Consider the following 14,526-nt stretch of genomic DNA (forward strand, 5'->3'; position numbering starts at 1 on the left):
ACAGGACTACGACCATGAAAACACTTATCAAAACTATCGCTCTTAGCTCACTACTTACATGTTCAGCTGCTGCAATGGCTGAGCAAAGTGATTACAAATTAATGGTTATTGAAACTGCAACAGCGCCACAGCCACTTGAGCAATCATTTAATAGCTGCGCACTGAATGTTAAGTCAAAAAATTACGCTGAGGCTGAAGCAATTTGTACTAAAGCAATTGCGCTTTTAAAAGACGCAGATGGCCCTAAATTTAAAGTACGCCAACTTACATCGTTTGCATTAAGTAACCGTGGTGTTGCACGTTTAAAAGCGAATAACGACACTGCTGGCCTTGCTGATTTATACGAAGCAAACCAAATGTCTACAAGTACAATGGTATCGCACAACTTAACTCGCGCTAAAGAAGAGCTTTCTTTATAAACACTTTATAAACACTTTATAAACACTTTATAAAGTGCTTACCAAAAGCATGTTATAAAATAGCGAGAGTAAAAAAACCCATGTTAGGTTAATTCCTAACATGGGTTTTTTGTTTTATTTAACGCGTGAGTTAATAGTTTAAATACGTTAATAGAGTAGGGTGTGTATTTATAATTAATATTTTGGGTATGCTTGTTTAGGCTACGCGAATATAATGCGAGATAATCGTATAAAAAATAATAACCCTTCTGCTTTGCTTGTTTTGAGCAAGGTATCATTAAATAAATATTGAGATTTAAACCATGGCACCAGGAACCAGCCTAAGCGTACTTGAAATAAGTGCGATATTTTTATCAATTACCGCGTTACTCACCTATGTAAACCATCGCTTTATTGGCTTGCCAACAACCATTGGCGTTATGGTTATTTCGATGCTTTTATCTATCGGCGCTATATTTTTGGGCTTTTTAGGGTTTGATGATCTTATAGATTACGAAGTGAGCTTGCTCGATCAGTTAGATTTTACTGAAGTTTTGCTTGATGGCATGCTCTCTATGCTGCTTTTTGCTGGGGCGCTGCATGTAAATGTTAGCGATTTAAGGCGCTATAAATTGCCAATAGGTATTTTGGCCTGTGTTGGTACGTTGTTATCTACGGTTATTATTGCAGGCGCGCTTTATTTAGTACTTCCTTTGCTTGGTTTTGATTTAGCGTTTATTTGGTGTTTACTGTTTGGCGCATTAATTTCGCCAACCGATCCGATTGCGGTAATGGGTATTTTACAATCTGCGGGTGCGCCTAAAAGTATTGAAACCGTGATTGCGGGTGAATCGTTGTTTAACGATGGTATAGGCGTGGTTATTTTTGTGCTTTTATTGGGTGTTTTATCAAGTGGTGATATTCCTACAACCTATTATGTAGCGCACACGCTGGCGGTTGAAGCCGGTGGCGGTATTGTTTTTGGTTTGGTATTAGGTGGTATTTTATATTACTTACTTAAAAGTATTGATAGTTACCAAGAAGAAGTACTACTTACTTTAGCGGGCGTTATTGGTGGTTATGCACTTGCAAGCCATTGGCATTTGTCGGGCCCTCTTGCAATGGTAATGATGGGGTTAATGGTGGGCAATCATGGTCGTAGTATGGCTATGAGCGACAAAACACGCCATTACGTTGATTTATTTTGGGAGCTGATTGACGAAATTTTAAATGCCATTTTATTTGTACTCATAGGGCTTGAAGTCGTCATGATTGCATTTTCGAGTAATTTATTTATTGCTGGTGGCTTAACTATTTTTATAGCGTTAATGGCACGTTTAATTGTTGTGGGTATAACAACCACTACATTTAATAAGCAATTAGAGTTGCCATCTGGCGCGTGGAAAGTTTTAACCTGGGGTGGCTTGCGTGGTGGTATTTCGGTTGCACTGGTATTGCAACTACCTGATGGGAACGAGCGCGATATTTTATTGGCTCTCACTTATGCGGTTGTGGTGTTTTCTATTTTAATTCAGGGTTTGAGTATTGGTAAAGTAGCCAAAGCTATCCGTTAAATATAATTTTTTAAAAAGCGTGTGAAATAGCTGTATTTCACACGCTTTTTATTTTTCTTATAAAACAAAAGGGCAATTAAAACGTAAAGCTGAGCTGCACACCGCTGTAAATATGTTCTTGTGCTTCCCAGTAGTCGCCATCTATTTGGCGTGCTCGGGTAAATACTTCTATTTTAAATGGCTTAAAGTGATAACCCGCACCTATACCTGCGTAGCCGTCTATGTCGTTGTTCGATTTTTCTATTTGGTAGGTGTTATCGCCTCTATCGTTTTTAAAGGCGAGTTCGAACAGATCTAAGCCAAGCTCGGCGTATATAAAAAAGTCATTAAAATAACCAAGCTTCATGCCATTGTCCCACGTTATAAATTCTTCTTGCTCGCCTTGTTTATTATCGATTACTGCCGCGCCAATTGCGCTTGTAAAAACAACACCAAAGTTACTGTAATTTTGTTTGACCATCATTTCTACACCCGCAGATGTAATGCTGCTATCGCCATTAAATTCTGATTTTATAAACATACCGGTGTTAGGCATGTCATTACCGAGCAAAAGCCTTGCGTTAACATTTTGGCTAAATGATAAAAGCGTGCTTAATAAAACAAAAAGAGGAAGTATGTGTTTCAAAAAAGTTAACCCATTAATGATGAAAAGTTACCAGGTCTGTAATTATAAATACATGACTTAGTATTGCATGTAATTAAATGTATAAATTTGTTTGATTGTTATTCAGCTATGCCAAAGCAAGGTGTTTAAAATAAAACCAACTAAAAAAAAGCATAAATAATTATATACATTTTAAAACGTAAAGTAGCGATTTTAGGCACGATTTTTGGTTCGTAAGTTATTTAAATATATAGAAAAAATTCAAGCGTATTAGACTAAGGTCTATAAGTTAATTTTCTTCACTTATTAGGTTTGTTTTAATCGTTTGTCGGAGTTGTGTTAATTCTCTAAAGTTCAGTTGTCGGCAACAAGTACGACTTAACTTACAGGAAATTAATCATGAAATTTACACTTATCAAAACTATCGCTCTTAGCTCACTATTAACATGTTCAGCTGCTGCAATGGCTGATCAAAGTGATTACAAATTAATGGTTATTGAAACTGCAACAGCGCCACAGCCACTTGAGCAATCATTTAATAGCTGCGCACTGAATGTTAAGTCAAAAAACTACGCTGAGGCTGAAGCAATTTGTACTAAAGCAATCGCACTTTTAAAAGACGCAGATGGCCCTAAATTTAAAGTACGCCAACTTACGTCATTCGCATTAAGCAACCGTGGTGTTGCACGTTTAAAAGCGCATAACGACACTGCTGCACTTGCTGATTTATACGAAGCATCAAAATTGTCTAACAGCTCAATGGTATCGCACAACTTAACTCGCGCTAAAGAAGAATTATCTCTATAAGGTCTTTTATAAAGTGCTTACTAAAGCATAATATAAAATAGCGAGAGTAAAAAAGCCGATGTTGGATTAAACCCCAACATCGGCTTTTTCGTGTTTATAGCATTGATAAAATGCATTACATACATCATCACAATATAAAAGTAACACTCCTCATATAACGCCCAGCATCCCTTGTGTTTTAAATCTGTGCACTTATAGCCTCGCTTAGAATTAATTGATGATTAATTCTCATGGTGACCTATCAAAAAAGTAGTTTGTTTGTTGCTGAAATGTTAAGCAGAATTTGAGAGCTAATTTTAATAAATAATAAATGTGGTTAATAATTATTAGTCATATTTAATATACCGAAAAACATCTGTTTTTATTAGCATTATTGCTTTTACGCGGTTGGTTTTAACGTGTGATTAGGCTTACTTTTTAATGGAATTATTGTTTTTTTTGTAATTGTATTATTGCCTGTTTACGTGAATACAAAGCTAAAAGTAATAAAAAACGAGTAATGCTACACATAATAAAACATCAACACGGCACACAAGGACACACAATGAGAGCTTTTAAACTATCGGCTTTAGCCGTTGCTATGGGGGTTGTTACCTGTAGTGCTAATGCAAGCGATGATCTAGACACAGTTAAACAGCAATTAAGCGAATTACAGCAACAGGTTGAAAATTTACAGCTTAAGCTTGCAAACGCCAATAAAAATGAAATAAATGCCATAAAACGCAATACTGAAAAACTATCAAATAGTGGCGAAGCGCAAGATGTTGTAGCTGAGCAAAAAGCAGGAGGAATAAAAGTAGGTGGGGCTGTTCGTACTAACTACAGTTATACGTCGTACGAGGATGGCAGTAAAAACAGAGGTGGGGATTTTGATTTTGATATTTTTAGGATAAATTTTACAGGCGATGTAGGTGGTGTAAAACTAAATGCCGAGATCCGTTTTTTTGATTATATGACCGCAGTTAAATATGCTTATGCAGCATATGATTTTGCTGACATTTGGCAAGTACAAGCCGGTATTACAAAGGTACCATTTGGTAATTGGCCTTATAATTCGCACAGCTATTTTTTTAGTACTAATTACTACATTGGGCTCGAGGATGACCACGATTTAGGGGTGATATTTAAACGTAAAATAGCAGATAATTGGCAGCTTGATTTAGGCTTTTTTAAAAATGATGAGCTAGGTGGCATAGATGGCTATGTTGATAACCGTAGTGATCGTTATTCATATGATGTAGTGGGTTTTAGGGGCGCACAGGAGGGGACATACGCAGAGCTTGATAATCCACTTGCTGAATATAATACATTTTCCGCGCGTTATGGCTATCATATTGAACACGATAAAGGGAAGACTGAGGTTGGCTTTTCTGCTTTAAGTGGTGGATTACATGATGGTGTAGACAGAGCGGGTGATTATTATGCGTGGGCAGTGCATGTGAATAGTAATTTAGGGCCGTGGAATTTACAGTTTCAACATGGCGAATACAATTACGATATAGAAAACGCAAACACCATGGCTGTAGGTGCGTACTCGTTTTATGACAGTATTGCTGCTGAGGCCACTACAACCAATGCAAATATTGCTTACAACTTACCTGTAAAATGGGGGCCTGTAACCGCTTTGCAGTTTTATAATGATTACGGAGTAATTTACGATAAATCTGATAGCAGTGCAGATACTTGGATGAACGTAACAGGGTTTTCAGTTGCTGCCGGTGGATTGTTCACCTATTTTGACTTAGTACACGCTAAAAACCAGCCGTTTGTTGGTGGCTCAATTGCTGGTGACAGCGATGAAACTGAGCGCCGTTTTAATATTAATATTGGTTATTATTTTTAAAAAAGAAGAGCATAAGCTTTGCTTGAAATAAGTTTATGCTCTTATATTACTTTTTATAATCGGTTACAGTGAATTAGTCTATTTGAGATGATAGGTTGCTGGCAATCGACTTGGTAGAAAAACTCAAGCGAACAATGAGTTGACCACAACAATTACCTGCAAATTACTCACCTTAATTTATACCTTATAAACGTGTATGTATTCTCAAATTGGTTGGTCAGTCGTTTCTATTGAGTAGAGACAAAGTAGGAAGCTATATGAAAATTAATCCGTTACCGCCGTTAAATAGTTTAGTGGCATTTGAAGCGTCTGCACGACATTCAAGCTTCACTATTGCTGCAAAAGAGTTAAATGTGACGCAAGGGGCAATTAGCCGTCAAATTCGACAATTAGAAGAGTACTTAGGTAAGGCTATTTTTATTAGAGCAAGCCGAAGTATTCATTTAACACCAACGGGGCTTCAATATTATCAGGCAATCAGCCGCTCTTTAGTTGATATTGCAGATATAACTGGGCAAGTTAAAAAATGGCAAGGTGATAAAAAAATAACTGTAGCAACAACAAATGCCATGGCTTCGTTATGGTTGTTACCTAAAGTCGCCGAGTTTCAAAATTTACACGATGATATTGATTTGCGTATTTTAGCCTCCGATAACGAGGTTGATTTAAACCGCTTGGAGTGTGATCTCGCTTTATTTTACTGCAGAACCCAACCTGCCAATATGAATATAACAACGTTGTTTTGCGAAGAAGTTTTTCCGGTGTGTAGCCCTTCTTATTTAGAAAAAATAGGCAGTCCAACTAAACCGGAAGATATTTTTACTAAAACAATTTTACACCTAGATGAAACACAAATGGGCTGGGTTAACTGGGAAGAGTGGTTTGCGGGTGTTGGGCTTGAGCAACTTGAGCCAAGAAACCGTATAAATATTAATAACTACCCAATGCTTTTACAAGCTTCAATTAACGGTCAAGGCATTGCATTAGCGTGGGGGTCACTAGTTGATGAATACTTACAAAGTGGAGTATTGATCCGGCCAACAGAACATGTACTTACTACAGGTTCTAAGTTTTCTATGATAGAACCTAATAATCGTGGTCGTATGCCAACAAGCGTTAAGCACTTTAGAGAATGGTTGTTACAACAAATTCCAGATGAGGTAGGTGAACGAGGACTCGTTTAATTACCCTCTGTTGTAAGGTTAGAATTTGGCGTTTAGATTCTGATATTTAATAGTATGAATGCGCTGCCTTAGAAGCAAACCTAAGAGCAGCGCGTATTTTTTGATCATTTAGCAGATTAGTTGATTGTATTAGTATGCTTTATTGGTTCATCGAGTTGATCTTTACCAGGGCGAACATGTTGTGGAAGCATTGCCCAAGGTTTTGGCTCGCGTCGAATGCTATAAAATAGCGTTACACCCATCATTAAAATAAAAATCGAGATAGGAAAACCAATAATAATGGAGGCAAATTTAATTGCTTGTAATCCACCTGCATAAATTAATACCCATGAAATTACCGCAATTGCAACTCCCCATAAGACACGTATAGATTTAGGTGGTTCTGTATCGCCTGCGGCATCAAGTATGCACAGGACTAACGTTCCTGAATCTGCAGAGGTGATAAAGTAAGTTGCGAGCAATATACACGCTAGAATACTGAGTATCGTCCCTAATAAACCTTCATCTAAGTTATTAAATAATGTAAACAGTGCGCGCGTGCTATCTTCTTTTGTGGCCTTAAGGACTGTTCCACCTATAAATACATCTTGCTTAATTACTTGCTCTGAATTGCTTACTTGAGCTGCAACGTTATTTTGTTCAAAGGCGTTTCGCTCGTCTTGCTCTATTTTTAATGCACTGCCACCAAATACAGATAACCAAAGAAATGCAATGGCTGTCGGTGCTATCAGTGCACCGCCTATAAGTTCACGAATTGTGCGACCTTTAGATATACGCGCAATAAACATGCCTACAAATGGCGCCCAGGTCATCCACCATGGCCAGTAAAAGCTAGTCCACGAACTTTGCCAATTGGTGTCTTTTTGTGTGTCGGTCCATAATCCCATTTGCACAATATTTTGAAGATAGTTACCAGTGCTTTCGAAAAAAATATTAAAGATGTATCGAGTAGGTCCAATCGCTAAAACAATTAATACTAATAATAGAGAAAGCAGCATATTCCACTGCGATAATAAACGAATACCTCGGCCAACCCCTGAAAGCACTGAGCCAACAGCGATGGTACATAAAGTAACAATTAAAATAGTTTGTGTTGTTAGGCTTATATCAATACCAAAAGTTTGTTGTAATCCGGAGTTTATTTGTATAACACCGAGGCTTAAAGTTTGGGCTATACCAAAGGCAGTTACAGCAACGGTAATGATATCGGCAATATGACCAATTGGGCCGTAAATACGTTCCCCTACGATAGGATATAAAATAGATCTAAAAGTGAATGGTAGGCCTTTACGATAAGAAAAATAAGAGAGGGCTAGTGCGACAATAACAAAAAGTGACCATGGATGAAGACCCCAGTGATAAAAAGTTAGCTGCATCGACATTGAGGCTGATTCGTCGGTCAACCCTTCGGTAAATGGATTATCTGCGTAATGCCACATAGGCTCTGCGACTGACCAAAAAACTAAACCTATTCCCATCCCGCCTGAAAACAACATTGAAATCCAAGCCCAAAAGCTAAATTCGGGCTTGTCGTTGTCGTTTTCGCTTAATCTAATATGGCCATAACGACTAACCATAAGATAAATCAAAAAGGCGACCACGAGCGAAACTAAGCCAATAGAAAACCACTTCATATTATAAAGTAAGAAAGTAGCGAGAGTTTCAAAGTAGTGACCTGCTTTATTAGCGAGTATCACAATAAATAAAATGAAGGCGATTAAAATTACTTTGGAAGCAATGGTAACCGTGGGGTTGAGTCCCTTAAAAATTCCGGACTTAGCTCTTATTGTGGAGTGTGTCATGTGTTGTCCTGTGAGTGTGTGTTTTTATTGCTTTTTGTTAAATAGTGTTTGAAAACTAGAAAATTTACCACCTCATTACAAATTATAAATTCTCATCAATCCATGAGTTTTAGTTATGCATGAGGTTTAGTGCTATTACTCTAAAGCCTTTTAAAAAGTTAAGTTCAACAATTATGCATGATAAAAACTCATCGATAGGTAGCGCAAAAATCGTTTGTTTAGTGCGCTGTTGTTAATCAAAATCAAGTCAGTTGATAACAAAATGTAGTTATGACCTGAGAGTTTAATTTAAATAAAAACGCTTAATTTGTTTTTCTTAAATTAAGAGTTAGGACTTATCTTTCATCACACACACCGTTTGGAGAAATAGCATGAGCAATGTAAAACAAAAAATAATCCCTATTCAGCAGATTGATCGTGTACTTAATCCTATTCATGAGGCCACAGGGATGCCTAATGAGGCTTATACCAATCCAGAGTATTTTAAATTTGAACGCGATCAGGTTTTTGGCAGCACATGGGTCTGTGTTGGTTTCGCTTCTGATTTGACAAAAAATGGTTACGTAAAGCCAATTAACTTTATGGATTTACCACTTTTACTAATGAAAAACCGCCAAGGCGATGTGCAGGTTTTTCATAATGTATGTAGTCACCGAGGCATGAAGCTGATTCATGAAGAGGGTGAAGTACAAGGCATGATCCGCTGCCCTTATCATTCTTGGACATACGATCTGGACGGTAACTTAAAGGGGACTCCTCATATTGGTGGTATTGCAAAGCATAAAGACGAGCGCTTTAAGTGTGAAAATCATGGGTTAAAAGCACTGCGCTCAGCCATTTGGATGGATATGGTTTTTGTTAACTTGTCGGGCGATGCTGCAAGTTTTGAAGAGCACATTGCACCGCTTGAAAAACGTTGGGAACAATTTATTGGTAATGACGGTTTAGATTTATTGCGTCGCGTAAATATGAGCGGACACATTGAAATAGAAGTAAATAGTAACTGGAAACTAACAATAGAAAACTTTTGTGAAGCCTACCACTTACCTTGGATACACCCCGCTTTAAATAGTTACTCTAAGTTAGAAGATCATTATAACATTATGTTTAATGAGCATTTCTCTGGTCAGGGTAGCTTAGCGTATAACCTTTCTGATACCGCCGGTACACACTTACCTAAATTCCCTAACTGGCCTGAGGACAAGTTACGTCAAGCCGAATATATTGCGCTATTTCCTAATGTTTTAATTGGCATTCAAGCCGACCATGCATTTGCGATGATGATTGACCCGGTAAATACCGATAAAACAGTTGAGCGATTACGCATTTTTTATGTGGGTGACGAGGCAATGAAAGATGAATATGCGGCATGTAGAACGTCGACCGTTGAGTCTTGGCGCGTGGTATTTAGCGAAGACATTATTGCGGTTGAAGGCATGCAGCAAGGACGTTACTCTCCTGGATTTGGTGGTGGTGCTTTTTCTCCGGAAATGGACAAGCCAACTCACTTTTTTCAAACATGGTTAGCAAAACAAGTTAAATCGGCGACGGAGCAAGAGTGATGGCACATTACCTTAATTATATAGGCGGTCAATGGCTTAATGCTGATACCCATATAGATGTAATTAATCCTGCATCTGGGCAGTTATACGCAACAATTGCCAGTGCGACGATTAACGATGCCGATAAAGCGATGGCAGCGGCTAGACAATGCGTTAATAGCGGCGAGTTAAACGATATACGCCCTGCGATGCGCGCACACTGGATGCTCAATGCGGCGCAAGCAATACGAGATATTGCTGATGAAGGGGCGCTCGAGCTATGTCGCGAAAATGGTAAATCTTTGCAAGATGCTAAAGACGAATTTTTAGAATCGGCTCGCTATTTTGAATACTACGCAGGTATGGCGGATAAACTCGAAGGTACCTCTATTCCGCTTGGTAAAGACTACATTGATTTTACTCAATATGTGCCTATGGGTGTATCGGTTCAAATAGTGCCTTGGAATTTTCCAGTGTCTATTTGTGCACGCTCTCTAGCCCCGGCGCTTGCTGCAGGTAATGCCGTAGTTATTAAATCCCCTGAAATATCACCAGTAGGCATGGTGTATTTAATTAGGGCACTTGAAAACTGTGGTTTTCCTAAGGGATCAATAAACTTACTTTGCGGAAAAGGCTCAGTTATAGGTAACCATTTAGTTGAACACGCTGAAGTAAATCAAATTGTTTTTACGGGTTCAGTGCCTACAGGGCAGCATATTCTTAAAGCATCTGCTGCGAGAGCAACACCTTCAGTAATGGAATTAGGCGGTAAATCTGCCGCTATTGTTTTACATGATGCTGACTTACAAAACGTTGTAAGTAGTGTACGCAGCGGGATATTTTTTAATGCTGGACAAGTTTGCTCTGCTATGTCGCGTTTATTAGTACATAAAAGCCGTTATACAGAAGTGAAAGACGCAGTGGTAAAAATGGCTGAAAGCTTATTGATTGGCTCTGGCGAAGAGCAAGCTGATTTAACGCCTGTTGTCTCAAAAGCGCAGCAAATCAGTGTTATGGCAATGATCGAGCAAGCTAAAAAAGAAGGCGCAAAAATCATCACCGGTGGCTATATACCTGATATGCCTGGCTACTTTGTAGCACCAACCATAATTGAAGCAACGCCAGAAATGACAATAGCGCAAGAAGAAGTATTTGGCCCTGTACTTGTTGTTATGCCGTTTGATACAGACACTGAAGCTGTTGCTATTGCTAATGGAACCGACTTTGGTTTAGTTGCGGGTGTGTTTGGTGAGGGCTTAAACCATGTATTTAATGTTGCTCAGCAACTTAGAGGTGGCCAAGTGTTTGTTAATGAATGGTTTGCCGGTGGTATTGAAACCCCTTTTGGTGGTGTGGGCTTGTCTGGCTTTGGGCGAGAAAAAGGCCAAGAAGCAATTTATAGCTATGTTCAAACCCGCAATATTGCGATTCGTTTGCATCATTAAAACAATATTTCGGCTTGTTACTCGCATTCACTTCTTATTTTTTTATTCAATAAAGTGAATGCAACAGGTGTTTTAAATAAAGTCAGTAGGATGAGAGATATGAAAAAATGGCTCTGTATTATTTGTGGTCTTATTTACGATGAGGCTCAAGGCTGGCCAGCTGATGGCATTTTACCAGGCACTCGTTGGGAAGATGTACCAGAAGATTGGGTCTGCCCAGATTGTTTAGTAGGTAAAGCTGATTTTGAAATGATGGAGATCACACAAGACGACGTTCAAGTAGCGAGTCATGTGGAGCTAATCGAGCAGGCTCAACCTATTGCAGCACAAGACCTAAAATCAGACATTACTTTAAAACCGATTGTTATTATTGGCAGTGGGCATAGTGGTTATCAAGTAGCGGCAGCACTTCGTAAGCAATCTTCAACGGTCCCTATTACTGTTATTACTGCTGATAACGGCGCGCTTTATAGTAAACCGGCACTATCTAATTCATTTGCATTAGGTAAAAGTTGTGACGATTTACAAAATGAAAGTGCGTTAGAATGGGAGCAAAGGCTTAATATTCGTGTCTACCCTCATACTCGAGTAGAAAAGATTGATAGGAATAAGCAGACCCTAAATACTAATATTGGCAGCTATGAATATAGCAAGTTAGTACTAGCCACTGGTGCTTCTGCTATTAAAATCCCGATTGCTGGCGATTGTAGTAATGTATTAAGTATTAATGATTTAACAGACTATCGCTGTTTTAAAAATGAGCTTACAGGAAAAAAACGCATCGCTATTCTAGGTGATGGTTTAATTGGCTGTGAATTTGCCAACGATTTGAGTGCAAGTGGTTATGACGTGAGTGTAATTGGTTTAGGTAAATGGCCAATTGAGCGCTTAATTCCACAAATATTAGGAGAGCGTTTAAAGAAATCATTGACCGATATTGGGGTTTCTTGGTTTTTAGAAGACAGTATTTCTCATATTGACGCTGAGCCTGATGGAAGTTCTCAATTACATTTACAAAGTGGAAAAGTAATTGAAGCTGATTTAGTTATATCGGCCGTTGGCTTAAAACCAAATACAGCATTAGCAGAGCAAGCTGGCCTTGAAGTTGGCCGAGGTATAAAGGTTAACGACTATGGTCAAACAAGTGATGAAACTATTTTTTCATTGGGTGATTGCGCCGAAACAAGTCAAGGCTGGCAGCCATTTATAGCGCCAATTAATCAGCTTGTGCCTTCATTGGTTTCTTGTTTATTAGGCGACTTGACCAAAGCTATTTTTACATGTTCACCAGTGATAGTGAAAACTCCAATCATGCCTTTATCTATTTATCCTGCGGCAGTAGGGGCACTTGGTGAGTGGCAAATAGAGCAGATTGATGATGGTTTAACTGCTCGGTTTTATTCTGTTGATGGTTTATTACTAGGTTTTGCCCTTTTGGGTAAACAAGCTCAGATAAATAGAAGCCACTTACTTGAGCAGCTTAATACAAAACAGCTTACTGTAGCGGAGTAATAAATGATTCATTTACCAAACGATGATGCTACATGTGGTTGGTATCATGCAATAACTAAAACACCAGAAAAACCTAGACTAACAGGTGAACAAACTGCCGATTACGTTGTACTAGGTGGCGGGTTCGCTGGACTTGCAATGGCTAGGCGACTAGCTTTGCATGCGCCTAATGCACGTATTATATTGATTGATGCGCAGCGTATTGGGCAAGGAGCATCGGGTCGAAACTCAGGCTTTGTAATTGATCTACCGCATAAATTTTCATTAGAGCATCCAGATCCTGCGCATAAGCAAAAGCTACTTAAACTTAATCGCTCAGCGATAGATCAGCTTTCGAGTTTAGTATCGCAATATAAGATTGATTGCCAATGGTCTGCAGCTGGTAAATATCAAGGTGCGGTCGGTGAGCGTGGTGAAGCTTACTTAGATCATTTTGAACACTTAATGAAAGATTTAGGTGAGCCTTACCAACATATAAATGGAGATGATCTTTCTAAAGTATTGGGTACAAACTATTACAGTCGCGCTATTTATACACCTGGTGGTTATTTAGTTCAGCCTGCGGCTTTAGCATGCGGGTTAGGAGATAACCTTCCTGATAATGTTGAGGTATTAGAAAACTCGCCAATAAATAACTTATCTAAAGAGCATGGGAAGTGGCTACTGCACTCTAAGCATGGTGTAGTTAAAACACCTAAGTTACTGCTTGGTACTAGTATATTTACGCGAGAGTTTGGCTTTTTAAAAAATCGATTATTACCTGTCATGACTTTTGCTAGTTGGACCAGGCCTCTAAACGATGATGAAATGAAAGCGTATACAGGGTTGTTAGATTGGGGCTTAACACCCGCAGATCATGCTGGCACAACGATAAGAATGACAGCCGATCGCCGCATATTAATTCGTAATACTTACAAGCATGTCGATAAATACGGTGCTAGTTCCACTGTAAATGAAAATGTGCGTAAACAGATTCAGGATGATCACCGTAAAGTGTTTTTAGCACGTTATCCTCAGTTAATTGACGTTCCTTTTACTCATTCGTGGGGAGGTACTTATGCAATTTCTCGTAATTTTACCAACTTTTTTGGCGAATTAGATGATGGCGTATATGCCAGTGCATGTGATAACGGTGTAGGCATTGCGTGGGGGACAGTATCAGGAACATTATTAGCAGATTTAGTGATGGGCGAACAATCAGAATCCCTCGACGATATTCAACACGTTACAGGTATGCCCAGCCTTAATCCTCCAGAGCCGTTTTTAGGTATTGGTGTTAAAAGCCGAATTAGTTTAGCTAAATGGTTAAGCCGGAGCGAAATATGAAACAAGTTAAATTAGTAGACAGCAAAAATCTAGATTTTAATGTTAGAGGGGAGACCCTTGGTATGGCTTATGTTGCACGTGCTTTAAGCACAGAAATATCACCTCACATTGGAGTGGGTTTTGCTAAGTGGGAAGGGGCGAAAGTTGCTTGGACCGTTTTATACGATGAAGTTATTTTTGTAATTGAAGGGTGCTTTGAGCTAACTGCAAATGGAGAAACGCATTTGGTTCATCCGGGTCAAATGTTATGGATACCTGAGAATACAGAATTGGTATACGGCGGGCATGCGTTATTTGGCTATGTGGTACACCCAGGTAATTGGAAAGAAATACATGGAATAGTTTAATTTTTAAATCTACACATAGTTCCTGAGCCCTTAGTGCAACCAAACTAAGGGCTTTTTTAGTATATTAGAAGAACTCAATTTTTGTAATTTAGGTAAATTTAAAACCAAATATTAGACTAAAGTCTATAGGTTAGATTTATTCA

General features: G+C 38.7%; 12 protein-coding genes. 10 read left to right on the plus strand and 2 right to left on the minus strand.

Going from position 1 to position 14,526, the window contains the following annotated elements; genetic code table 11:
- Window positions 1-14 precede the first annotated feature (14 nt).
- Entirely contained in the window at window positions 15-419 is a 405-nt protein-coding gene (locus PARC_RS06890; RefSeq protein ID WP_002963246.1) for a hypothetical protein, read from the plus strand.
- A gap of 302 nt (window positions 420-721) precedes the next feature.
- Entirely contained in the window at window positions 722-1,972 is a 1,251-nt protein-coding gene (locus PARC_RS06895; protein WP_010553487.1) for a cation:proton antiporter, read from the plus strand.
- 76 nt (window positions 1,973-2,048) lie between these two features.
- On the opposite strand, the gene PARC_RS06900 is transcribed toward PARC_RS06895, so the two are convergent.
- Window positions 2,049-2,597 (minus strand): hypothetical protein, encoded by a 549-nt coding sequence (locus PARC_RS06900; RefSeq protein ID WP_010553488.1) that lies wholly within the window; start codon window positions 2,595-2,597, stop codon window positions 2,049-2,051.
- Window positions 2,598-2,975: 378 nt separating this feature from the next.
- Between PARC_RS06900 and PARC_RS06905 the strand changes: the two genes are divergently transcribed.
- The 3 genes from PARC_RS06905 to PARC_RS06915 all read left to right on the plus strand — a co-directional run bounded on the left by PARC_RS06905 (window position 2,976) and on the right by PARC_RS06915 (window position 6,410).
- Window positions 2,976-3,383, plus strand: a complete 408-nt coding sequence (locus PARC_RS06905) for a hypothetical protein (protein ID WP_002963253.1) — start codon at window positions 2,976-2,978, stop codon at window positions 3,381-3,383.
- Between the two features lie 544 nt (window positions 3,384-3,927).
- Complete coding sequence (locus PARC_RS06910) at window positions 3,928-5,226, plus strand: porin family protein (protein WP_010553489.1); 1,299 nt, start codon at window positions 3,928-3,930, stop codon at window positions 5,224-5,226.
- Window positions 5,227-5,483: 257 nt separating this feature from the next.
- Window positions 5,484-6,410, plus strand: a complete 927-nt coding sequence (locus PARC_RS06915) for a LysR substrate-binding domain-containing protein (protein WP_010553490.1) — start codon at window positions 5,484-5,486, stop codon at window positions 6,408-6,410.
- Window positions 6,411-6,526: 116 nt separating this feature from the next.
- Here PARC_RS06915 and PARC_RS06920 read toward each other — a convergent pair whose 3' ends face one another.
- Complete coding sequence (locus PARC_RS06920) at window positions 6,527-8,212, minus strand: BCCT family transporter (protein ID WP_196812472.1); 1,686 nt, start codon at window positions 8,210-8,212, stop codon at window positions 6,527-6,529.
- A gap of 371 nt (window positions 8,213-8,583) precedes the next feature.
- On the opposite strand from PARC_RS06920, the gene PARC_RS06925 reads away from it, so the two are divergent.
- The 5 genes from PARC_RS06925 (at window position 8,584) to PARC_RS06945 (ending at window position 14,383) form a co-directional block, all read left to right on the plus strand.
- Window positions 8,584-9,774 (plus strand): aromatic ring-hydroxylating oxygenase subunit alpha, encoded by a 1,191-nt coding sequence (locus tag PARC_RS06925; RefSeq protein WP_010553492.1) that lies wholly within the window; start codon window positions 8,584-8,586, stop codon window positions 9,772-9,774.
- Window positions 9,774-11,198, plus strand: a complete 1,425-nt coding sequence (locus PARC_RS06930) for an aldehyde dehydrogenase family protein (protein WP_010553493.1) — start codon at window positions 9,774-9,776, stop codon at window positions 11,196-11,198. The genes PARC_RS06925 and PARC_RS06930 overlap by 1 nt, the downstream gene beginning before the upstream one ends.
- A gap of 99 nt (window positions 11,199-11,297) precedes the next feature.
- Window positions 11,298-12,710 carry an FAD-dependent oxidoreductase gene (locus tag PARC_RS06935; protein WP_010553494.1) on the plus strand — a complete coding sequence of 471 codons (1,413 nt, stop codon included), beginning with the start codon at window positions 11,298-11,300 and terminating at the stop codon, window positions 12,708-12,710.
- Between the two features lie 3 nt (window positions 12,711-12,713).
- Window positions 12,714-14,036, plus strand: coding sequence for an NAD(P)/FAD-dependent oxidoreductase (locus PARC_RS06940; protein WP_010553495.1), 1,323 nt, complete (start codon window positions 12,714-12,716; stop codon window positions 14,034-14,036).
- Window positions 14,033-14,383, plus strand: a complete 351-nt coding sequence (locus PARC_RS06945; protein ID WP_010553496.1) for a EutQ-related cupin domain-containing protein — start codon at window positions 14,033-14,035, stop codon at window positions 14,381-14,383. Before PARC_RS06940 ends, PARC_RS06945 begins: the two co-directional genes overlap by 4 nt.
- Window positions 14,384-14,526 lie beyond the last annotated feature (143 nt).

It is taken from the genome of Pseudoalteromonas arctica A 37-1-2 (assembly GCF_000238395.3).
Taxonomy (GTDB): domain Bacteria; phylum Pseudomonadota; class Gammaproteobacteria; order Enterobacterales; family Alteromonadaceae; genus Pseudoalteromonas; species Pseudoalteromonas arctica.

What these genes read in the sequence shown, in the direction of transcription:
- PARC_RS06890 (WP_002963246.1), top strand. Translation starts at nt 15, where the DNA reads ATGAAAACACTTATCAAAACTATCGCTCTTAGCTCACTACTTACATGT.
- PARC_RS06895 (WP_010553487.1), top strand. Translation starts at nt 722, where the DNA reads ATGGCACCAGGAACCAGCCTAAGCGTACTTGAAATAAGTGCGATATTT.
- PARC_RS06905 (WP_002963253.1), top strand. Translation starts at nt 2,976, where the DNA reads ATGAAATTTACACTTATCAAAACTATCGCTCTTAGCTCACTATTAACA.
- PARC_RS06910 (WP_010553489.1), top strand. Translation starts at nt 3,928, where the DNA reads ATGAGAGCTTTTAAACTATCGGCTTTAGCCGTTGCTATGGGGGTTGTT.
- PARC_RS06915 (WP_010553490.1), top strand. Translation starts at nt 5,484, where the DNA reads ATGAAAATTAATCCGTTACCGCCGTTAAATAGTTTAGTGGCATTTGAA.
- PARC_RS06920 (WP_196812472.1), bottom strand. Translation starts at nt 8,212, where the DNA reads ATGACACACTCCACAATAAGAGCTAAGTCCGGAATTTTTAAGGGACTC.
- PARC_RS06925 (WP_010553492.1), top strand. Translation starts at nt 8,584, where the DNA reads ATGAGCAATGTAAAACAAAAAATAATCCCTATTCAGCAGATTGATCGT.
- PARC_RS06930 (WP_010553493.1), top strand. Translation starts at nt 9,774, where the DNA reads ATGGCACATTACCTTAATTATATAGGCGGTCAATGGCTTAATGCTGAT.
- PARC_RS06935 (WP_010553494.1), top strand. Translation starts at nt 11,298, where the DNA reads ATGAAAAAATGGCTCTGTATTATTTGTGGTCTTATTTACGATGAGGCT.
- PARC_RS06940 (WP_010553495.1), top strand. Translation starts at nt 12,714, where the DNA reads ATGATTCATTTACCAAACGATGATGCTACATGTGGTTGGTATCATGCA.
- PARC_RS06945 (WP_010553496.1), top strand. Translation starts at nt 14,033, where the DNA reads ATGAAACAAGTTAAATTAGTAGACAGCAAAAATCTAGATTTTAATGTT.